The 22119-nt window shown below is 67.2% G+C and carries 15 protein-coding genes; 10 read left to right on the top strand and 5 right to left on the bottom strand.

Features of this window, described 5'->3' with window-relative positions:
- Positions 1 to 105 precede the first annotated feature (105 nt).
- The 3 genes from JAO81_RS04255 to JAO81_RS43910 all read right to left on the bottom strand — a co-directional run bounded on the left by JAO81_RS04255 (position 106) and on the right by JAO81_RS43910 (position 1613).
- Positions 106 to 849, bottom strand: coding sequence for a hypothetical protein (locus JAO81_RS04255; RefSeq protein ID WP_199546383.1), 744 nt, complete (start codon positions 847 to 849; stop codon positions 106 to 108).
- Positions 850 to 1209: 360 nt separating this feature from the next.
- Entirely contained in the window at positions 1210 to 1395 is a 186-nt protein-coding gene (locus JAO81_RS04250) for a hypothetical protein (RefSeq protein WP_199546382.1), read from the bottom strand.
- Between the two features lie 2 nt (positions 1396 to 1397).
- Positions 1398 to 1613 carry a helix-turn-helix domain-containing protein gene (locus JAO81_RS43910; RefSeq protein ID WP_199546381.1) on the bottom strand — a complete coding sequence of 72 codons (216 nt, stop codon included), beginning with the start codon at positions 1611 to 1613 and terminating at the stop codon, positions 1398 to 1400.
- Between the two features lie 176 nt (positions 1614 to 1789).
- Between JAO81_RS43910 and JAO81_RS04240 the strand changes: the two genes are divergently transcribed.
- From JAO81_RS04240 to JAO81_RS04230, 3 genes are all read left to right on the top strand, one after another.
- Positions 1790 to 2326 (top strand): GntR family transcriptional regulator, encoded by a 537-nt coding sequence (locus tag JAO81_RS04240; protein WP_199546380.1) that lies wholly within the window; start codon positions 1790 to 1792, stop codon positions 2324 to 2326.
- Position 2327: 1 nt separating this feature from the next.
- Entirely contained in the window at positions 2328 to 3089 is a 762-nt protein-coding gene (locus JAO81_RS04235; protein WP_199546379.1) for a GntR family transcriptional regulator, read from the top strand.
- 128 nt (positions 3090 to 3217) lie between these two features.
- A complete protein-coding gene (locus JAO81_RS04230) occupies positions 3218 to 3823 on the top strand; it encodes a GntR family transcriptional regulator (protein ID WP_199546378.1) in 606 nt (201 codons plus the stop codon).
- 8 nt (positions 3824 to 3831) lie between these two features.
- Here JAO81_RS04230 and JAO81_RS04225 read toward each other — a convergent pair whose 3' ends face one another.
- Complete coding sequence (locus JAO81_RS04225) at positions 3832 to 4437, bottom strand: hypothetical protein (protein WP_199546377.1); 606 nt, start codon at positions 4435 to 4437, stop codon at positions 3832 to 3834.
- 986 nt (positions 4438 to 5423) lie between these two features.
- On the opposite strand from JAO81_RS04225, the gene JAO81_RS04220 reads away from it, so the two are divergent.
- The 5 genes from JAO81_RS04220 (at position 5424) to JAO81_RS04200 (ending at position 13024) form a co-directional block, all read left to right on the top strand.
- Entirely contained in the window at positions 5424 to 6899 is a 1476-nt protein-coding gene (locus JAO81_RS04220) for a hypothetical protein (RefSeq protein WP_199546376.1), read from the top strand.
- A 37-nt stretch (positions 6900 to 6936) separates the two neighbouring features.
- A complete protein-coding gene (locus JAO81_RS04215; protein WP_199546375.1) occupies positions 6937 to 7764 on the top strand; it encodes a DUF721 domain-containing protein in 828 nt (275 codons plus the stop codon).
- 240 nt (positions 7765 to 8004) lie between these two features.
- Positions 8005 to 8838 (top strand): hypothetical protein, encoded by an 834-nt coding sequence (locus JAO81_RS04210; RefSeq protein WP_199546374.1) that lies wholly within the window; start codon positions 8005 to 8007, stop codon positions 8836 to 8838.
- Between the two features lie 129 nt (positions 8839 to 8967).
- On the top strand, positions 8968 to 9294 hold the full coding sequence (locus tag JAO81_RS04205; RefSeq protein WP_233414890.1) for a trypco2 family protein: 327 nt from the start codon (positions 8968 to 8970) through the stop codon (positions 9292 to 9294).
- Between the two features lie 46 nt (positions 9295 to 9340).
- A complete protein-coding gene (locus JAO81_RS04200) occupies positions 9341 to 13024 on the top strand; it encodes a tetratricopeptide repeat protein (RefSeq protein WP_199546372.1) in 3684 nt (1227 codons plus the stop codon).
- 256 nt (positions 13025 to 13280) lie between these two features.
- On the opposite strand, the gene JAO81_RS04195 is transcribed toward JAO81_RS04200, so the two are convergent.
- Positions 13281 to 14681 (bottom strand): hypothetical protein, encoded by a 1401-nt coding sequence (locus JAO81_RS04195; RefSeq protein ID WP_199546371.1) that lies wholly within the window; start codon positions 14679 to 14681, stop codon positions 13281 to 13283.
- A 317-nt stretch (positions 14682 to 14998) separates the two neighbouring features.
- On the opposite strand from JAO81_RS04195, the gene JAO81_RS04190 reads away from it, so the two are divergent.
- A complete protein-coding gene (locus tag JAO81_RS04190) occupies positions 14999 to 17518 on the top strand; it encodes a DEAD/DEAH box helicase (RefSeq protein WP_199546370.1) in 2520 nt (839 codons plus the stop codon).
- Positions 17519 to 18599: 1081 nt separating this feature from the next.
- Positions 18600 to 22043 carry a LamG domain-containing protein gene (locus tag JAO81_RS04185; protein ID WP_307813131.1) on the top strand — a complete coding sequence of 1148 codons (3444 nt, stop codon included), beginning with the start codon at positions 18600 to 18602 and terminating at the stop codon, positions 22041 to 22043.
- Positions 22044 to 22119: the final 76 nt, after the last annotated feature.

The following is a 22119-nucleotide window of genomic DNA, read 5'->3' as shown; positions in this document are numbered from 1 at the left end:
CTGTTGCTCCCCCCGCCCGGACGCCCCCCCCGGCCCCGCCCCCCCCCCCACGGGGGGGGGCGCCCGGCCCCTTGTTCGTTCGTGCATGCGAGCGTGTGGCGGAACCTACAGACGCTGCAGCCTCTCCGTGAGGACAGTGATCCGCTGATCGAGTACCGCGCGCTCCACACGGTCGAGCTGACCGCTGAGCTGCCACAGCGTGGCCATCAGCTCGTCACGCACCCTCTGGATATCCGCGTCCCTCGCCGCGCGAGCACACGTCGCCCACTGACGAGCGCGGCGCCCATGCGCCCTGTACATCGCGTCGAAGCGACGGCGTTCGCGAGCGAAGAATTCCCGGAGCTCACGCTGCTGAGCCTCGACCCGCAACAGCCGCAGAAACGTGGCGGCCAGACGCTGCCCATCACGGCAGAACACCCGCCCCTCACCAGCACCTTGACCGCGTCCCTGACAATGAGCGCAACGCAGCTGGTGCTCGCGGAACATACCCCGAGCCCGCTCTGCGGTCATCGGGCTCGGCCTCATCTGCGCAACCGCCGGCACTGACGCCACGGTCGGCTTCTTCCGCACCGCAGTCGCCCGACGCGAAGACGCCTCCGAGGCACCCTCGGTCAACGTCTGCTGCCACACACCCACCCGCGCCTCGAGCAGCACCAGGCGGTTACTGCCCGGCCTGCACCTGCGCGCCTTCGCCGTACCGTGGCGGCGGGTGTCGTGCGGTACCAGCTTCGGCCTGCCCTGCATGCCGGTGATCGGGGACCAGGTCTCACAGAAGGGGCACTTCATGTGCTCCTTGCCAGGAAAGAGGTCGATCTCGTTCGGCCCCAGGCCCGAAGCATCGATCGGCACCCCCGAGTTGACGTTCGGGGTACGGGTCTTTCGACGACGCTTCCGCGCCACAGGAACCTCAGCAGATAACGCCACAGTCGAATCCCTTCGATCCGGAGCAAGGGCTGCATCGTGGTGCCCTCTCCGCCCCGCAGGACAAGACGGGGGAGTACCCCACCTGCGTCCTGCAGGACGGACAGCACATCAGCGCTGCACCACACAGGAAGCCGAGAACCCGGGGGATTTGAACGAGCTATCAACCCCAGCCACCCCCAACGGGGACGGCGACAACCTGCGGTAAAGCGGTCTTACCTAGGGACACATCCGGCGTCCCACCACCGAGGCCGCACCGCGGCCGCGATAGAAAGCGCCGGCCGACCCTCAGCGGCCTTCGTCGCGAACGAAAACGACGAACGAGTCGGACGCCAGGTCCATCACCACCTCGGCCGGCTCACCCTCGAGACGACGGGCGTGCGCGAACTCCTCCGCAGGCCACGAACCGCGCGGCCCGCCTGCAGGGAACTCGCGAAGGATGGTGCGCTCGCCAGCACGGATAGCCGTGGCCATGATCAAGCCACCTCCTCGGCAGCGAGGAGGGCCATGACTGCGGCCTTAGGGATGCGGATCGCTCCACCGCGCCGACGCGCCCCTTCTACGCGGGGCTGTCCGTACTGGATTGATGGCAGGTCACCATTGGCGGCCCATCGGTAGACCGTCTGCTTCGAGATCCGCAATAGGTAGGCGGTCTCTCGAACAGTCAGCAGCTCTCGAGCCGCAGGAAGCATCACACTCTCCGATCCACTGGTCGAGTACGAGCGCAACTGTGACAGGTATCTTGAGAGGTTTCAAGGTTCTCATTTACACAAACCCGTGCCGCCTGCCCAACCAACCCACCTGACGTGGGACTAAGGTTGGAAAACTGATGCATGCCTCAAGAGACGTCTCGCGGTAAGGAGCCGGAGTGACAGACGATCGCTGGGTCGGCTCGTCGACGCCCTACCTCACGCCTTCAGCAGGCGACGCTTGGGGAAGTGAAGCTGCACAACGCGGCCGGTCAGGGACCCAGCGGATCTTGTCTGCCGAAGAAGTGTCAGCTCCTGTCGCGATCGCTGAAGCACTTCAGATCCCACCCGGCTCTCCAGTTGTCCGGCGTGAACGCCTCATCGTTCTCGACGAGCGGCCCATAGAAGTGGCCCGCTCGTTCTGGCCAGCGGCAATCGCGCGAGACACAGCCCTGGCAGGTACAGGAAAGATCCGCGGCGGCGCCGTTTCGCTCCTCGCTGACCTCGGCTACGCGCCTGGATCAATCGAAGAAAGCATCCAGACCAGACCCCCAACAGCTAGCGAGGGCAAGGAGCTACAGCTTGCCGATGCCGGCGAGTGGGTGCTCGTCCTCACCCGCACGATCACCACCAACCACGGCGCGCCATATGAGGTCTCGGTGATGGTGAGCCCTGGCCGCGTTGGCCGACTCCACTACTCGATGAAGGTCGACTGACATGGCGCCAGAGCCTGAGGAGAAGCCCATCTGGCCCGTACAGGACCAGATCGCCGCATACCTACGCGACGGAATCCTCAATGGCGACTTCCCTCCCGGGAAGCCGCTGCCGTCCAGTCGCCGCCTCAACGAGCAGTTCGGCGCTGCGGCGCAGACCATCAAGAACGCCATGGAGATCCTGGAACGCGAAGGTCTCGTGTACACACGTCGCGGCGCGGGAGTTTTCGCCCGCGAGCACCGGCAGCGGACGATGACCCCCGCGGAGTACAAACACCCCCCGACGAACGGCGGCAAGTACCAGTGGATCACCGCGGCGGACCGAAAGGGGCTATCGGGACGTTCTGAGCTACTTGATGTCGAGGAGGTCATCCCGCCGCACCAAGTCCGTCAGACCTTTGACCTTGCTCCAGACGAGACGGCAATCCTGCGGCGCCAACTGCTTCACCTCAACGACGAACCTTGCGAACTAGTCGAGGTGTACTTTCCGCTGGACTTGGCCCAGGGAACACCGATCACCCAACATCGGAGGATCAAGGGTGGCGCGGGTCGAGTCCTCGCCGATGCCGGCTTCCCGCCTCTGCGATGCGTCGACAGAGTTGCAGCTCGGTGGCCCACGCCGCAGCAGCAGGTAGCCCTGCAAATGCCCACGAAACTGCCCGTTCTCCGGCAGTTTCGAGTGACTTACAGCGTTCAGGATCGCCCCATTCAGGCAGAGGTCATGATCAAGGCGGGCCATCTCTACGAGCTGGAGTACGAGTTCTAGGTCGCCGAGCTCGGCGGAACCTTTCCCGCCTCCACTCTGATCGGCCACTTCACGGCACGGTTGCGCACCTCTCAAGAGAACTCTTACAGTTCACGAGATCGCATCCGCCTGCGCATGTGAGGGGCACGATGACCGAGGACCTCGTGATCGCGACGGGCCAAGCCGCGGGCGCCTGCCTAGCGGACGATCCAATCGCGCTCTACCGGTACTTCGATGCTTCTGATCGGCTGCTGTACATCGGCGTCACAAATGACCCTGACTATCGGTGGAACGCGCATCGTTGGGGACCACGTCGCCACAGCTGGTGCGTCGACGTCGCCAGGCGCAGCCTCGAGTGGTACGTGTCCCGTCCACTGGCTCTGGCGGCCGAAAAGACCGCCATCAAGGCAGAGCGACCGCGCTACAACGAGACGTACAACTACGACGAGGCACCATTCGATCCGGGCACATGGCCGACCGTGAGCAGGCCTGAGAAGGTCAGGAAGATCGCTGACCTGATTCGCCACGAGATCTTGCGTGGACACTGGACCTCCGGCCAACTGATCCCTTCGCTGCGATCCCTCGGAACAGCGGTTGGCGCGAGCAGCCGCACCATCAGCCAAGCGGCCGTCCTTCTGCAGGACGAAGGCATCCTCGAACTCCGGCCAGGCCGAGGACTATTCGTCAGCCGTCTGTTCTCCCTCGAACCAACAGCGCCGCAGCGCTGCTCGTGCAGTTCGGGCGCCCAAAGGTGACCGCCGGGTCAGGGGCGGCCTGCCATGATCTCGACCTCGGCGCGCGCTCGGGGTGCGGAGGGCTGCTGCAGGGCGTCGAGTGCGGCCTGGAGGGTTGGTTCGAGCGGTTGCCAGTCTTTCGGGATCGTCAGCCGCAGGCGGGTGTGCGGTTCGACTCCGTGTCGTTTGGGCCGGCAGTCCACCACGGGGATGAGTCCGTGTTCGATGGTGTGCAGGAGCACCGGCTTGCCTGCGGCGACCATAGTGATGAGCTCTGCTCTACCGGTAGGGCCGAGCTGGATGATGCGGGTTTTGCCGGGTTTGGCTCGTGTGCCGGTGACGATGAGGCCGTCAAGGGTTGGTGCGAGTTCTTGCCAGGCGGTGTCGTACGACAGGGCCGCGGCGAGGGCTGTCTCGTAGTGGAGGAGTTCCACGCCGTGGGGGAGTGCGTCCCGGATTTCGGTGAGGCGGCGGTCCCAGTTGGGGCGTTCGCGGAAGCTGGGTGGGGCGCTGAAGTAGACGCGTGCCGGGGTGTCCGTGGTGCGTGTGGCGGCGAGCTGGTGCATCGCGGTCACGTAGTTACGTCGCCGGGTTGGCGATGCGTAGCTGTGCAAGGGGACTTCGGGCGCGTTCATGGTCGTAATGATGCCGTGCCGGTGCGGGTTGTTGACGCGGGGACTTGGAGGTTGCGTGTTCCTGATGGGGGGTCAGGCGGCCCTGGGGCAACGGCGACACGTTGGGTGTGCGGTGCGGCTGCGGCTATCCACAGGGGTAGGGTGATCCGGAACCAAGTCCATACAGCTTTGACCCCCCGCGAGGTGGCTCTCCGGGGGGCAACGGCCGACGACCTTGATGGAGGTCTCGACATGGCTGAGGGTACCCCTACTCTCGCGCCGACACACAACAAGGCACCCGCTGTTGTAGCGATCGCGTCTGCGTCGCTCCGGTTGGGTGCCTTTGCCATGCTTCCGCGCTGGTTCGAGCGCGGGCACGCCTCGCCCCTTTACGGGGGTCGGATGACGTGAACCTGAGGGCGGCGCCCGCGTAACGCGGGTCTTCTAGCCGCCCGGACGCCCGAGGTGTTACCAGCACCCCGGCTTGCGTCCCCTGCGTCTCCGGAGGCTTGCCCGCCTCTGGAGGAGATGCCCGACCCGGTTGCCGCCGGCTTCGAGCGTTTCGATCAATTCACCTGAGAACCGCCCCATGGGGCTTTGTCATGCCCAGAGGGCGCGACGTGATCGAGGTTCATGTTGCACTACCGTGCGCCGTTTTTCCAGCGTTCCCATGCCCTGATGGGGCATTTTGCGCCGTTTCCCGTGTCACATTTCCGTTGCCGGAACCGTAGTTGTGACTGGTCACAGCCGGGTGATCACGCTTCGCGGTCGGCTTGGGCTGTGCGATGAGTCCGGCTCCGGTTCTCGCTGCCCCGCGTGGCGCCGTCCGGGTGAGCCCGACTGACGTCGCTGCTTCCTCTGACGGAGGGGAGCTCGATGCCGTACGTGCTCCCGTACCCCTCGGCACGGGCCCGGAGGTGTTGGCGTGGGAGCGGGTGGCCCGCGAGGACCAGGAGCTCGAGTGCACGCGGTCGCGGCGGTCGGGGCCGCGGAAGTGGCTCCAGTCGGTGACGTGGTTGATCGATGCGGGCCTGCATCCGAGGGCGGGGGCGGCGACTTTGGCAGTCGCGCGGGATCTCGCGGCTCGGATGGACTTCAGTACGGGGCATGTCCGGTATCAGCTGGAGGGCATGCAGTCCCGGCTGGGCATGTCGCGGGCGACGGTGAGCCGGCACGTCGCATACCTGCGGGAGCTCGGGGCTCTGGTGTGGGTGCAGCACGGGTCGAAGGCGAACGTGCGGCGGGCGCTCGGCCTCGGCGGGTACGCGGCGACCGCAACCGTGTACGGGGCGGTGATCCCGGCGGTGTACGACGAGGCGATGGGGCACCGGATCGTCGGCTCGGGGTACGCGGCGCGGATCGTGATCGACCTGCGTGAACGCCCTGTTCCTGTGGATAACTCGCCTGTGGATAACCGGAGTTCATCCGGGCTTGAGACCCCTTCCCTCAACATGGTTAGGGGAGTGGGTCAGGTACAGGTAGTGGATGGTGAGGAAAGCTCTACCTCGCAGGCTCGGAAGACGAATGGGCAGTCCCGGAGGAGGAAGCGCCGGCTGACGATCACCGGGTACAAGATCAAGCCGGGGCGGGTGGAGCTGGCGCGGCGGATGGCGGTATCTCTGCGGCCGCGGGTGAACTGGATGCAGGGGGCTTCGTACGCGCAGCTGTCGTGGGTGCTGCTGGATCTGGTGGCGCAGGACTGGGATGAGGCGCAGGTCTACGGCTGGCTGGAGCGTCTCGGCTACGAGCTGGGCCTTGCCCGGCGGCGGCCGCGGCATCCGCATCGTCTGATCGCGGCGGCGCTGCTGCGCATGGACAAGGCCAAGAGGGAGCACGCCGAGCAGTGCGGCCCCGACCACGAGGAGGCCGCGGCCCAAGCTGCCCCGCCGAATGCCGCTTTCGCTGAATCCGTCCACCAGATGCGCAGTCGGCTGGCGCCACCTCAGGACAATGGCGAGTATCCGCCTCTCAGCGTGTGTCCCCAACTCCCAGTGGACGTCGCCGAGATGAAGGGACGTGCGTCGGACGATCGCTCCTTCCTGCGGTACTTCCTCAAGTGGAAGGGCCGCGAGGAGACCTTGCTCGTCTGCGGCGGCGAACACAAGGACTTCATCGACCAGACGCTCGATCTGGCGCGTGTCGGCCGCGTTGAGCCTGGGGGAGGCCAGGGTGGCTGGTGCCGAAGTTGCCGGGTTGTGATGCCGGATGGCACAGGGTTCGGTCTCGATCTCTGCGAGGGCTGCAGCCTGGACCCCGACGGTCATGTCGGTGACGAGGCGCAGGCGTGCGAGGGGGCAGGTGCCTCAGATCAGGAAGCAGGCAGCGGATCATTCCGCGCCGACAGGGACAGCCCGCGGCAGGCGGATACCTACGCGCAGGGTGCTGCGCTGGCCAGAGCAGCGATGCGCTCCACCGTCGGGCCCTCCGTGCACCGGCGACAGGCATGCAGCTCCGCACAGGTCTCCGTGGGAGTGGATCGATGAACCGGCGCGCACGCTGCGTCGGGAGAGGAGTACCGCAGTGACTCTGCAGGAGCCGGAATGGGTCGTTGACCATGAGCCCTGGTGGTCCGGGGCCATGGGCACTGATCTGAGCAAGCATGTGCGGCCCTTCGGTGTCGATACGGAAGGGCACGTGTACGTGCTGTGCTCCAGTCATGCCTGGGCGACCCAGATGCGCCTTCTGGCCCCTCAGATGACACGCCGCCTGAATCTGATGCAGTATCCGGGAGTGCCGCATATCCCCGGGATCCGTGTCCGGGCTCTGGCCGTACCCGCCGAAGTGATCGAGCACTGGGCAACGCTCGTCGGGCCTGATCTTGCTGAGGAGACACGCCCACAGAGCCTGTCCGGATGGGGCAGATACCTGGAAGCCGAAGCCGACTCGGCGCAGAGCCGGGCTCTGCTGAGTCAGCGTGGCCCCGACGTCATCACCAGGGTCCGGGCTCTGGTCCCGGAAACAACCATCAAGTGGCTTGGCAGGACACGCCTTCGCTGGGTGTCAGTCGCCGTGGTGACCTCGCCCGACTTTCATGATCAGGGTCTGCTGGCCCACGCGCTGCTCGACGTGTGGCATGACACGACACAGGTCTTCGGACCCGAGCACACTCTGGCCTTCCATCACGGCAACCGGACTCCAGCGGACCAGATGGTCGACGACTGGACCGCGGCCGCGGTCAAGAACACCGAGCCGCTCACCGTCACGTCGTTCGGCCGCTCTCCTGGAGAGCCGAGCGACGGCTACGACCAGTGCCTGGTGCTCGCCGCCGCCGAGGACGAAGACTTCCTGTTCGCTGACTCGGCACGCGACTGCGGGATTCCTGTGGTCCGTCACGTCCAGGCGCCGTGACCTCCACCCTCGTACGCGTCGGCCGGTGTGTCGCAGGCGGTCGCATCGCCCGGGTGCGTACGCTGCTTGGCACGGGCTGGGACAGCCCAGGGGCGTGCGATTCACCCGGGTGAAGACGCAGGTTGCTCGAAGGGTGTGATGCCCGGTCCCGTTGAAGTCCTCTTCGGATTCCTCCTTCATCAGCGGCAGCACAGCTGCGCTGGCCCGGGCCTGCGCGCATGCCGCGATAGGGAGAGCCTCATGCCGCATCGTCGGGATTCCGCGCGTCTCCACGCGATCAGTGACCTGCTGGACATTCCATACAGCGCGATCCCGCGCACGTCGAACGGGCTGCCCACCCTCGACACCGCCAGCCCTGGCCAACAGCGGTTCCAGGCAGCGTTGTTCACCTGCCTGATGAGCAGGAGCCGCGGCCGGCACGTCTGGGAGCATCCGACGAAGACGGCGATGGCCAGCGTCTGCAGCTACCTGAACTGCATCATCCCGCACGCCGATCGCGTGGATCTCCACACCAACACCGCTTGCCGGGTGGCCTCACGGCTGATGCCGCTTCTGCACCCCGGCTCACGGGTCTCCGGAATCCCCGGGCTGAGGTTGATCGAATACGGCAAGCAGCGCCTGCGGTTTTGCCATCTGCCCACGGGTGCCCGTCTGGATCTCGTCGACTCCCACGGCTGCAGCACGCGGCGGGGCATGGGAAGTGACCTGCGCCGTGAGACGCGGTGGCACCACGAAGACGCTCAACAGCCCCTGGGGGAGCTGGCCGAGGTCACGCCCGAAGAGGAAACCCATCAGCAGCACTGGGCCAGCGCACCCTGCACAGCCCTGCGCAGCTCTCTCCTGGTGAGGGCTATCTGGTTGTACTGGGAGCTCAACCCGGTGTGGAAGCCCGCGCCGCCGGGCGGCGGGTACGGGCAGTTGCTCTACCGGGACGCCTCGCCGCAAGCGGCCGTGGACCTGGTGACATCCTCCGAGGCCCGGATCCCGGGGGCGACGTTCCAGCCACGGAGTGACGACGAGGGCGTGCTCGCCTTGGGCGACGCGGGGATCGTTCTGCGCCGAACAGGCACGTGAGCCTCAGTTCCAGGCGCGTGTACTTCACCGTGCGGGCGACTGCCGCGCATGTTCCGCTAGGGCGGGGAGGCGGCTAGCCTCCTGCCGTACTCAGGCAACCAAGGTCTCACCGCAGCAAGGGAGTTGGCATTGGACGGGAGCGAGGCTGATCTCGAAGGGTTGGACTTGGCGGATGCGATCACCCTGCTGCGGCAGCAGGTCGCTGAGGCGCAGGAGCGAATCTCGAGGCCCGCAGAGGGCGGCGACCGGGGGGTGCTGTTCGCGCTCGGTGAGATCACGCTGGAGCTCGGCGTGGAGTTGACCAGCAGTAAGAGTATCGACGGCGGTCTGCGATGGAGTGTGATCAGCCTGGGGGGCAGGAAGGACGGTGGCAGGAAGGCGACGCACACGGTGAATGTGACGCTGAAGCCGCATCTGCCCGGCGGTGGCGACATCGACGTCAGCGACGAGGAGTAGCCCGGGCCGTCACAGTGCGGTTGGGGCGGCGAACGGGGTAGCGCTGGTGGAGTTCGATCGCCGGGTACAGATCTGGGTACGCAGGCCGGGCACGGAGAAGGAGAGTTTCGGATCGGGGTATCTGATCGCCCCGCGGCTGGTGCTGACGGCCGCGCACGTACTGAACGGCATGGACACGAGCGCCAAGGGCACCCCTACCGAGGCTGCGGTGCAGGTGTGCCTGCCGGACACCAGTGAGCAGCAGTTCGGCGCGAGCGTGGTCTGGAAGCGCGAGGACGTGGTCGTGGACGCCGCTCTGCTGGAGGTCGCGGACGGCCAGGGCTGGCACGTGCCGCCGTCCCTCACCGACCTCATCACCCGGCCCCCGCAGCGCTACGGGCTGCTCATCGGTCCCCGCGCTCACCCGGTCATCGCAACCGGCTTCCCCCGCCTGCAAAGAGACCCCGCCGATGGCCGGCGTCTGGACGAACAACTCGCCGACGCCCGCATCGTCCCTGGCACCGGATCCCTGGCCGGCCGCTACGAGATCACCAGCACCACCCCCACCCCTGCCACCGACACCAAGAGCCGGTGGGCGGGCATGTCGGGAGCCGCAGTCCTTGCCGAGGACGGCTTCGGCGGCGACCTGTTATGCGGTGTGATCCGCCGCGACCGCCTCCCTGACGGCGGAACGCGCCTGACCGCCACCACCGCCGCTTGGCTCCTCGCCGACCCCGAATTCCGCGATCTCATCACCAGGCATACCGGAATCGATGAGAGATCCGAGGACGTGGCGATAGCCGAGGGCGGCTGGGAGCCGGTGCTGGAGCCCATCGAACCGGCCGCCCTGCTCACTCCTGCCACGGTCGACCGCGTCTTCGGCTCCCCTGCCCGGCTTTTGAGCGCGGATGTGGAGGCCGTCGCCTTCCACGGCCGCGAGACCGAGCTCGCCGACCTGCAACGGTGGTGCGAAGCCAGGTCGACCCCGAGCGGGCCCGACGTCGCCATACGGGTCATGACCGGGCCCGGCGGACAGGGCAAGACCCGCCTGGCCCGCAGGCTGTGTGACTTCCTCGGCTGGGCGGGCTGGGTCACCGGACACCTGCGCTCCGACCTCGCCGACACCCCAGCCCTCGCCGGCACCCCACCCGACTTCACCGCACTCAACACCAATTTGCCGCTGCTCCTGGTCGTCGACTACGCCGAGACCCGCCCCCAGCTACTCCGGAACCTGATCACCCACGTGCGTCGCTCCCGCCACCGCGTCCGGCTGCTGCTGATCGCCCGCTCCGACGGCGGATGGCGCACCGAAGCCGCCCACACGATCCCCGCCGTACGGGACCTGCTCACAGCCGCCCCAGTCGTCCCGCTTCCCCCGCTCATTCCCACCAGCAAGTCGCCCCACGACCGTCGCAGCTCCTTCAACCGCGCCGTCCGCGACCTCGCCCGTCTCCTGCCTCAAATCTCCACTCTGCCCGCGCACGACTGGAATCGCCTCGCCGGTACGCTCCACCCTCCCGCAGATCTCAGCCACGCCCGCTACGACAACGTCCTCACCCTGCAGCTGACCGCCCTGGTCTCCCTCCTCCAGCAGGGCCCTCGACCCGTCGATGCGGCCCCAAACACCCCGCCCGAGGAGATCCTCCTCCAACACGAGGAACGCTTCTGGGAAGACAGCGCCCAGACCGCCACCTACAAACTCGGACTGCCCGTCCCCACCCTGGCCGCCGCCGTCGCACTCGCCGCACTTTGCGGGGCGGCCACCGCCAACGACGCTGTGAAGGTCACCTCAACCCTGCCCGCCCTGCCCAGCCACCAGGCAACAACCGCCGCAGCCTGGCTTGCCTCTCTCTACCCGGGCGACCCCGACAGCTACTGGGGAACCCTGCAGCCCGACCGTATCGCCGAATACCACGCCTCCCACGTCCTCAAGGACGGGGCCATCAAGTTGCCGGATCTACTGGCTGCGGGCACCCCCACCCAGCAGGCCCAGACTGTGACCGTTCTGGCGCGCGCCGCCATGGCCCACTACAACGCCGGCCGGACCACCCGCAGCGAACAACTTCTCGCCACACTCGACGCCGCCCTGGATGCCGCTTCCCTTGACCATCAGGCGCTCCAGACGGCGACCGACTCGCTCCCCCACCCATCCCGGATCACTGGCTCCCTCGCCGTGAGGCTTAACACCGAACTCGTGCGTGCTGATCAGCGACTAGTGGCTGCCAAGGGGGCCGCCCACGAACCCGAACTTGCACGCTCGCTGTTTAACCTTGGCCACCACCTGTCGGAGTCGGGGCTGCGGGCGGAGGCGCTCACCGCCACCGTGGAGGCGGTGGAGATCTACCGCCGGCTCGCGGACGGCAACGCGCTCGCCTACGAACTCGACCTCGCCCAATCGCTGCACAGCCTGGGCGTCTTCCTGTCGGAGGTGGGGCGGCATGCGGAGGCGGTCACCGCCATCGGGCAGGCTGTGAAGATCTACCGGCGGCGGGTCGCGGACGGCGCGGTGATCTACGCACCCGGCCTCGCCGCATCGCTGACCGACCTAAGCGTTGACCTGTATGAGGTAGGCCGTCGGGCAGAGGCGCTCGCTACTGGGTGGCAGGCGGTGATGATCCGGCGTCGGCTCGCGACTGTTAGTGCGGCCGTTGCGGCCGCCTATGAGCCCGACCTGGCCATCGCGCTGTCCAACCTCGGCAAGTGGCTGTGGGCAGACGGGCAGACGGCGGAAGCGCTCGCCACCGAGCAGGAGGCGCTGGAAATCCGGCGTCGGCTCGCGGATGGTAACGCGGCCGCCTACGAACCCCACCTCGCGCGCTCGCTGTCTAACCTCGCCGGCTACCTGTCGGAAGTGGGGCGGCGGGAGGAGGCGCTCGCCGCCGCCGAGGAGGCGGTGAAGATCTTCCGCCGGCTCGCGGATAGCAACGTGGCCGCCTACGGACCCGACTTCGCACGCTCCCTGTCCAACCTCGGCCACCACCGCTTGCGGTCGGGACTGCCGGCGGAGGCGCTTGCCGCCGCCGAGGAGGAGGTGAAGATCTTCCGCCGGCTCGCGGACGATAACGCGGCTGCCTACGAACCCGACCTCGCACGCTCCCTGTCCAACCTCGGCCACCACCGCTTGCGGTCGGGACTGCCGGCGGAGGCGCTTGCCGCCGCCGAGGAGGAGGTGAAGATCTTCCGCCGGCTCGCGGACGATAACGCGGCCGCCCACGAACCGTACTTCGCACGCTCGCTGCACAACCTCGGCGTCCATCTGTCGGAGATGGGGCGGCAGGCGGACGCAGTCACCGCGGATCAGCAGGCGGTGGAGATCTACCGCCGGCTCGCGGATGGCAACGCGGCCACCTTTGCAGCCGACCTCGCCGACTCGCTCACCAACCTCGGCAACGGGCTGTCGGGGATAGGGCGGCGGGAGGAGGCGCTCACCGCCAGCGCGCAAGCTGTGGAAAATTACCGGCGGCTAGCGAGCGGCAATCCGGCCGCTTACGAAAGCCTCGCCCGTTCGCTGTCCAACCTCGCCCATCGGCTGTCGGAGACAGGACGGCAGCAGGAGGCGCTTGACGCCACCGAGGAGGCAGTGTCGCTATACCGCGCCCACTTGGCCGAGATACCGACCCTCGGGCCTCCCCTCCACGCCACGCTGGGCTTGCAGGCGGATGTGCTTGGGCGGCTCGGACGCGCGGAGGAGGCGGAGGCAGTCCGGCGCTGGCTCATGGAGTATCCGCCTCGACCCGACCCTCATCAGTGACCACCATTTGGTGCGCCTAGTTCCGCCAACCGTGGAGAAGTACCTCCCGGACGTGGTCACGTACACCCTCGCCTGGATGATCGGGCCTACTCTCGCTGCCGATGCGGTGATGGCGATCGTTCCCCTGACAGTCACATGCTCCCCCTCAGCCGACAACAGCCCTACCCGATTAGGCAGTTGATCGCGCACGCGGGGCCGTGCGAGCAAGCGCAGGCCAAGGACGGCTTGATCGTGCCCGGCGTCTCGCGTTACCGCGTCAACTGGTCGGCACCCTGAACCGACGGAACAGGTCCGGCACGAACTGGCCCATCAGCTCTCGGGCGGCATGGAGAGTCGCCAGCTCGTCGTGGCCAAATCGGAACACCTCGTACCCTCTGAGCTTTAGATTGCGGTCAGCCGCCACCATCCGCCCGTACTTGGCGGTGTCCGGGGTGCGGCCGCGGTCCCGCGTGAAGTGCTGCGAGCCGTCCACCTCGAGGACGACCCGCTGCCCGTCCGGCAGCAGCAGGAGGAAGTCCATGCGGGAATTCAGCAACGCTTGAGGGCCTCGTTCGCGAACGGTCTTGTGGTCCCAGTGAAGCCACACTTCAGGCAGGAGAGCCGGAAACTCGATGGAGGGGGCGAGGACCTGGTGGTAGGCGGTGAAGAGGTTCTGCTGGCCCGGCGAGTTCTCCGGCAGACTCCTGAGGAGTCGCTGATAGAGGTCTTTCCGTGCGTCGATCTCGCTGCTGAAGTTGCGGGTGGACCGCCACCAGTCCTGCAGATCGCACCAGCGCAGCCCCTCGATGGGGACCTCCCGGTCATAGACCAGGACATCGTTCGGATCCCCTCCGACGATCTCGATGTCGTTGTCCACCGAGGAGCGGAAGCGGATGTCCGGCTTGGCAAGCGTGGCGAAAATGAGGTTCTTCGGCCGCCGGTTGCAGTGCAAACGCGTCGACACCACGGCGTACCGCGGATAGCCGTCCTCGTCGCCGACCTGACGCAACTCCGCTCCCGCCGCACGGAGATGACTGTTGATCGTGGCGACGGTGGATTTCTGGAGGCGCTCGTCGAGGAGGACGTCCGCGGACACCAGACCCTCCAAGAAGCGAGCGATACGCGCATCCCCGGCGTCGAATACGCCAAGGTGCTCGAAGAGTTCCTCGGCTGACCAGTCCCCGGGGTTGCGAAAGACGTGCCGCTCAATGCGATCGACCAGCGACACCGCCCGCCTCCCGTTCAGCAGGTCCTCGAAGGATGGCCCCCGCTCCTCGCAAAGCCAGAGCCGGCCGAGGAGCCGCAGGAAGGGAGTGTGGTGCCGGGTGAGGTCCGCCAGGTCGAGGGCGCGCGCCACGTCGCGGCGGACCTTCTTCACGATCTGGATCGGCGCCTCCCGCTGCCACAGCAGGTCCTCGACCTGAAAGCGCATCGACGCGCGCACCGAGAAGAATTCTTGCTGCAGGACGCGTTGCGCGACCAGCGGCAGCCGAGCATCGGGTACCTGGCTGAAGCTCAACGCAATCCGCTCGCGCTTGCTGTGAGCATCCTGGGCGACCGGCGGCATGCCCAGGTGCTCGAAGGCCGGGGTCAACTCGCGGTGCGCCAGGACGCCCAGCCCTTCGACGAGAGCGCCCACCAGCGTACGCAGCTCCGAGTCATCCCAGGTGTCACCCATCGCCCGATGGTCGCAGAGGCCGAAGCGCCCCGAGAAGACCACGATCAGCCCGCGCTCACTCCCTGCGCTCCAACAGGTCGCGGATGTACGGCCCGTCGGCACGGCCGACACCTGATAGGGGCAGAGGGAGATCCGGCCGACAGCTCCTCATCCCGGCACGGTGGCGACACCGTCCGGTGCACACCCTCAAGCCGCGCGCCCACCTCAACTACGGGTGCGCAGCGCACATTTCGGTCGCCTGGGCCCGTGAGCCGGTGGAGAATGCTGGCACCTGGGGGAGCCGTGAGCTGCCGCATGCGTAGGGGAGGGGTGCTGGAATGGCGCTGGATTGGGATCGGATCGGTGCGGGCGACAGCGAGCGGCTCCTGCGGCCGCGTGACATCTATGCGGGGCTGGCGAACCGTCCATGGCCGTATCTGCGCCATGAGCAGGGCGAAGTGCTCGACGAGTGGTTCGACCGGCGACGCGACGACCACGATGTTGTGATCAAGCAGAACACGGGGGGCGGGAAGACCGCTGTCGGCCTGCTGATCGCGCAGAGCACGTTGAACGAGGGCATCGGCAAGGCCGTGTATCTGGCGCCGGACAAGTACCTGGTGCGGCAGGTCCGCCAGGAGGCTGCGAAGCTCAGCGTGGCCACCACGGAGGACCCGCAGGACCCGGCGTTCCTCGCCTCGCAGGCCGTGCTCGTGACGAACTACTACCGGCTGATCAACGGCAAGTCGGTGTTCGGTGTACTCGGTGACGGGCGTGAGCCGATCGATCTGGGGATCGTGGTCGTGGACGACGCCCATGCGGCGCTGGCGAGGACGGAGGACCAGTTCCGGCTTCGGGTGCCGTCTGATCACCCGGCATACGAGAAGCTCCTGGGCCTGTTCGCCGAGGATGTGCAGCACCAGTCCGCGAACGCGTGGGCGGAACTCCAGGACAAGGACCCCACTGCGCTGGCGCCCATTCCGTTCTGGGCGTGGGCGGACAAGCGCGCCCGGGTCATGGAGATCCTCCACCCTCATCGGGCGGATGACGCCTTCAAGTTTGCCTGGCCGCTGATCGCCGAAGTGCTGCACCTGTGCACCGCGACTGCCACAGCAAAGGCGGTGGAGATCCGGCCGTCCTGCCCGCCGATCAACCGCATCCCCTCGTTCGTACGGGCACGCCGGCGGGTCTACCTCACCGCGACACTTGCCGACGACAGCGCGCTGGTGACCGACCTTGATGCCGATCCCGCCCTGATCGCCCGGCCGGTCACCCCGGGCAGCGCCGCCGACCTGGGCGACCGCATGATCCTGGCGCCGGTCGCGCTCAACCCGCGCCTCGACTCCGAGGCGGTACGGAAGTTGGCCCGCCAGTTCGCGGACGGCGACCGGGACGGCGACGGCGACGCCGAGGACAAGCCAGTCAATGTCGTCGCCCTGGTGCCCAGCGAGAAGGCCGCGAAGGCATGGGAACCCTACGCCGACCGCACCTACCGAGTCGGTGACTTGGCCATCGGCGTCAAAGAGCTGCAGGCCGGCCATGTCGGCCTGGTCGTGCTGGTCAACAAGTACGACGGTGTCGATCTGCCCGGCGATGCGTGCCGTCTGCTGATCCTCGACGGGATTCCGCGGCCCTTGGACGCGGTTGAGCGGCGCGAGGCGGTCGCGCTCGCCGACAGCACCGTGCGTATGGCCAGGGAAGTGCAGCGGATTGAGCAGGGTATGGGCCGAGGTGTACGCGACAGCGAGGACTACTGCGCCGTGCTCCTGCTCGGCGCCAGCCTCGGAGTTGCCATCCACGAGCCGCGGTACCTGAGCCTGTTCTCGCCGGCTACCCAGGCGCAGCTCAAGCTCAGCAGCGACATCGCCCGGCAGATCCAGGGCGTGGGGCTGGAGGCCGTACGGCAGGCGCTACGGGCGTGCCTGGGACGTATGCCGCAGTGGACCGAGCGCAGCCGGCGGGCGCTGGCCGAAGTCCGATACGCCGCGCGGGGGACCGTACGCCCGGAGGCCGTCGCCCTGCGCGAAGCGTTCGACCTGGCGGCAACCGGACGCACCATCGACGCCGCCGATCGCCTCCAGCGGACGATCAACGACCTCGACGGCCTGGCGCTGCGCGGCTGGCTGCACGAGCAGAAGGCCGCCTACCTGCACCTGACCGACCCGGCCGCCGCGCAAAAGGTACTCAACGGGGCACTGGACGAGAACGAGTTCGTCCTCAAGCCCGAGCGCGGTGCCACGCCGGCGCAGATCAAGGCGGCCGCGGTACAGGCGCGCGCCGCCGCCGAGTTCCTAGCCGGCGAGTACAACGAGGGCACCCACCTGGTGCTCGGTGTCAAAGCCCTGCTCGAGGACGTGGTGTGGGGCGATGAGGATCGCACCGACGATGCCGAGCGCGCGTGGGAACGTCTGGGCCGTCACCTCGGATTCGCAAGCGGCCGGCCCGAGAAGCAGTACGGCACCGGGCCGGACAATCTCTGGGCGCTGGCGACCGGACGGCAGGCCGTGATCGAGCTGAAGACCGGTTGCGTCACGGACACCATCGCCAAGAAGGACATGGACCAACTCGGCGGCAGCGTCCGCTGGCTCAACCAGCACAACCCCGAGGTCAAAGCCCTCCCCGTCATGGTCCATCCCAGCCACGTCGCCCACGCGCAGGCCACTCCCCAGGCGGGCATGCGTGTGGTGACGCCGGTCAAGTTCGACCTTCTGAAGCAGGCCGTCGTCGCGTACGCGGTCGCGCTCGCCAGCGACCTGGGTGGTTGGAAGGACGAGCAGGCGGTCGCTGCTCAACTCGCCCACCACAAACTCACGGGCGACCGCATCATCGACACCTACTCGCAGGCCGTACGCACATCCTGACCCACCGCACCGGCGGCTCGCCCCGCAGGTGCACGCTCCCGAGCATCTGGTCGCCGCGCGAGCGGAGGGCCCCCGGGAGAATGCGACAAGTCACAAGAAAACGTGGCAAATTCACGGCGCCGCGGGGTCCCTGCGGCGTACGTGCTCCCCTTCGCCCCGCGGGGCGTAGGTGGGGGCGGAGGGAGTACCGATCAGCGACGCCTGGTCAGGCCTCAGACCGGTTGCACCAGCCGGAGTGTTCTCCTCCGGCAGCAGGTACGGCGCCCGCTTCAGGAATGCGCGATGACGGCTCTGCGCCTCCTGGTCGGCTTCGGAACGCGACGGCGGTACGTACCCGGCGACGGGCCAGGGCTTTCCCGAAGGGGAGTTGGCGCGGCGTACCGACTGAGCCACGCGACCATCCGGTTCCACGAGAGCGATCGTGGACGCCCGCTCACTGCCCTGGTGGCGCGCCGCTTCGAGGAACTGCTGGCTGGGCGCCGGGCAGCATTCCCACCCTGGAACAGGCCAGAAGCGACCTTGAACTCCGGCGGGGGCCTACCGCCGCTGAGTAGCCGAACTCAGCCGCGCCTCGCGGAAAGTCCCCGCGGACTCAAGCTTCCATGGCTACCGGCCGGCGCGGGTCCTTCCGTACTCACCCGGGCGCCCCTGCCTGCGCTGATGGTACTGGGGGGCGTCAGTAGGTCGGCCGTATGCGCGCGATAGCCCTGTTGGCGGAGCCCCTATCTGGATGATCCGTCAAAAACCCCTGCACACGCTGCGTTTGTTCTGCCGGGCTCAGGTTGACCGTCCGTAACGATCTTCTCCCTCCGCGCCGCCAATGATCACGAGAAGTGACGTCTTGCCGGATTTGCGGATGTGGACAGCACTCTCACGTGATCTTTAATGTTCGCTCACCGAACACAAGTTTTCCCAGGTAGTGAAGGTCTTCAGCATGAATGGTGGGGGGAGTCGGCGCCGATGGCGACCGATATCCGGGGTAGTGGGAGTGGCTGCCGCAGCAGCGCTCCTTGGAGGCGTGCTGGCGCCGGCGGGGGCGGCGTCAGCCAACGATGCCGAGCAATCTGAGGCGACGTCCTCGGTGCCGGCCGATGAAGCGGCGAGAGGCAAGGCGTTCTGGGAGGACGACGGTCTCCCGCCTGCCACGGCGGAGCAGCAGGCCTCCGAGAAGGCCACCGAGACGGGGCAGCGCGTCGAGGTGAAGCCACTGACCACCGAGACCGGGCAGGTCTTCGCGAACCCTGATGGCACGTTCACTGCGACGACTTCGGCCGTGATCGAGCGGATCAACCGAGATGATGCCTGGGTGCCGGTTGACACCTCGCTGGTGAAGAAGGCGGACGGTTCCCTCGCGCCAAAGGCGGCGCTGGACATGACGCTGTCCGGCGGCGGCGACAAGGCGCCGATGGTGCGCTTCGAGCGTGGCGGTCACACCTACGAGGTGTTTTCCCCGTGGTCGCTGCCCGTGCCGGAGATCGATGGCTCGCACGCCGTGTACAAATCGGTGCGTCCCGACGTCGACTTGGTGGTCCAGGTCCTCCCGGATGGGTTCACGCAGAACCTGGTCGTGCACACCCCGGAGGCGGCGGCCGGTCTCAAGTCCATCAGCTACCCGGTCAAGGCCGACGGGCTGACGGTCCGCAATCAGGACGGCGTGGTGTCGCTCGTGGATGCGGGCGGGCACCCGGCGTTCATCAACAGCGCGCCCCTGATGTGGGACTCCGGTCCGGCGCAGACGGCCGCCGCGTTTGCCGAGCGGGCTGCATCTGATCCGGTAGATGCGGTGACCCCGCCTGAGGAGGCCCGCACCGCCGTCGCAGACATGGCGGCCAACCAGGACGAGTTGACGGTCGTGCCGGATCAGGGGTTCATCGCCGATCCGAAGACCACGTACCCGATTGTGATTGACCCGCCCACGGTCGCAGGCAAGCTCGCCGGCTGGACCGCCCTGTGGTCCAACGAGAGCGACACCACGTTCTGGAACACCAGCCACGGCCTGGGCGTGGGCTACGACGCCTACGTGGACAACAAGAAGGTCCGCTCGCTGTTCCAGTTCGACACCCGCGCAGTGGCAGGGAAGAAGATCTTGGGCGCGGAGTTCTCGGCGTTCGAGATCTGGTCGGCCAACTGCGAGAAGCGCAACGTCGAGCTGTGGCGGACCGGCAGCATCTCCTCCTCGACCAAGTGGTCCTCGAAGCTGTCCTGGTCGTCCAAGGTGGACACGGTCTCGGCGGCCAAGGGCCACTCTTCGAGCTGCCCGGATGGTCTCGTCGAGTTCGATGCCACGGCGGCTGTCGCCTACACCGCGAAGGCCAAGTCGACGACGACGACCTTGGGGCTGCGGGCGAGCGAGACGGACGCGATTGCGTGGAAGCAGTCCATGTCCGCCAAGGACGAGTACATCACTGCTGAGCGAAAGCCGAAGCTGTCCATCACCTATGTGTCGCCGCCGACGGCGAAGCCGTCGTCGGTGAAGATGTCGGATCCGAACGTGTCCTGCTCGGCTTCGACCAGCCCGGCGATGATCCGTGACACCACGCCACGGCTGAGTGCGACGCCCACCTCGGCGGACGGCTCCTCGGCCAGCCTGCGTCCCAACTTCGAGTTGTACAAGGGCAGCAGCACCACGCCGACGTCACTGAAGCCAACCACCTGGACGGGCAGCGGCACTGCTGGCACCGCGCCGACCGCGACGCTGGCCGAAGAGACGTATCACTTCCGGGCGCGGAGCGAGTACAAGTACACGTGGGCTGGCACCACCAGCTACCTGTACGGCCCGTGGTCCTCGTACTGCTACTTCAAGGTCGACTCCAAGGGCCCGCCGAAGCCGACCATCACCTCGGTCAACAATCAGTACCCCGAGTGTGCCGGCACCACCTGTGCGGGCTCGCCGGAGACCGGCAGCGTCGGCATGACCGGCAAGTTCACCATCACCGCCGGTGCCACCGATGTACGCCGGTACCTGATTCACTTGAACGGCGTGAAGCTCGAGGACAAGGTCTACACGGCCAACACCGCGAGCCACACCGCGACTGTCACGCCGGACAAGCGGCTCACCAACACACTGCGCGTACAGACCTTTGACGCGGCCGGCAACCCGGGTGAGACCCGCGACTACCTCTTCAACGTCGCCAAGGCCGCATCTCCGGTCGGCGTATGGAAGTTCGACGAAGGCACCGGCACCACCGTCGCCAACGCCCAAGGCTCCACCCACCCGCTGACCGCCTCCGGTGCCAACTGGACTGACAAGGCGCGTCTCGGCAAGGGGTTGCGGGCCAACGGCACCAGCAGTTACGCCGCCACCACCGGACCGGTGGTCGATACCACCGGCAGCTTCTCGGTCTCGGCCTGGGTCAACCTGGGATCCCGCGCCAAGACCAGCACCGTGGCGAACCAGAACGGCACGAAGATCGGGGCCTTCCAGCTCTACTACTCCGACGCCTACGACCGCTGGATCTTCAACCGGTACGCCCAGGACGCGGTCGTCGCCGAACCGGTCATCTCCCGCGCGATCTCCGCCAAGCCCGGCGTCGTCGGTGCCTGGACCCATCTGCTCGGTGTGTACGACCGTCAGCAGCAGCAACTGCGGCTGTACGTCAACGGAAAGCTGGAGGGCACGACCGCCTTCACGACCCCCTGGGCCGGAACCGGACCGTTCGAGGTCGGACGTTTCAAGGGCTCTGCCGGTCCGTCCAGCTACTTCAGCGGCGACATCGATCAGGTGCAGGCCTACAACCGGGTCGTCTTCCCGGATGAGTTGTATGGGCTGACCAACCTGGAGAACCCCGACACCGGTTATCCGCAGGCCGAACTGCTCGCCCACTGGAAGCTGGACGAAACCTCCGGCACCACCGGAGTGGACAGCAGTGGCCGCGGCAACACCCTGGCGCTGCAGACCGGCGCTTCCTTCGCCACCACCGACGACTACGCGCACGGCAACGTCCTGAACCTGAACGCCGACACCCTGGGCCGCGCCACGGCGCCGGTCAAGATGGACGACTCGGGCAGCTTCACGGTGGCGGGCTGGGTCAACCTCGAGTCCCAGTCCAAGCTCGAGGACACCACCAGTGCGCACTCGCCGACCGTGTTCTCCCACCCGGGCGCTGAGCGCAACAGCTTCCGCCTGTGGTACCGGCAGGAGGCCGGACAGTCCGTCGGCGACTGGAACTTCGGTGTCTACGCCACCGACGTGATCAACGGCCCTGCCGCAACCACCGTCTCTGACGAGGTGAACCCGCCCGGCGGCTGGATCCACGTCGTCGGTGTCTTCGACTCGGCCAATCAGTCCGCCAAGCTCTACCTCACCGGTGAACGCCAGGGCGATGAAGAGGGCGTCTTCGTCAATGACGTCTTCCAGAACACCGGCCCCGTCATGATCGGTGGGGCGCGCCGGCACGACAACGGCGAGTGGGGCAACGCCCTGCCGGGGCAGCTGGACGATATGCGCGTGTACGCCGGCGTTCTGTCCGAGGCGGAGATCACTCAGCTGTCCCTGGTGGATGAGCCGCCGGTCGACATCGGCTGACCCCAACTCCTCATATCTCTTCTCGCACCCCACATGTTGCGGTGCGCCGGTCCGTGCTGAGCCGGACCGGCGCACC

The organism is Streptomyces sp. N35 (assembly GCF_016464295.1).
In the GTDB taxonomy this organism is placed as follows: Bacteria; Actinomycetota; Actinomycetes; order Streptomycetales; family Streptomycetaceae; genus Streptomyces.
The sequence above is the reverse complement of the archived record's forward strand: the minus strand, read 5'-3'. Positions and strand labels throughout refer to the sequence as shown.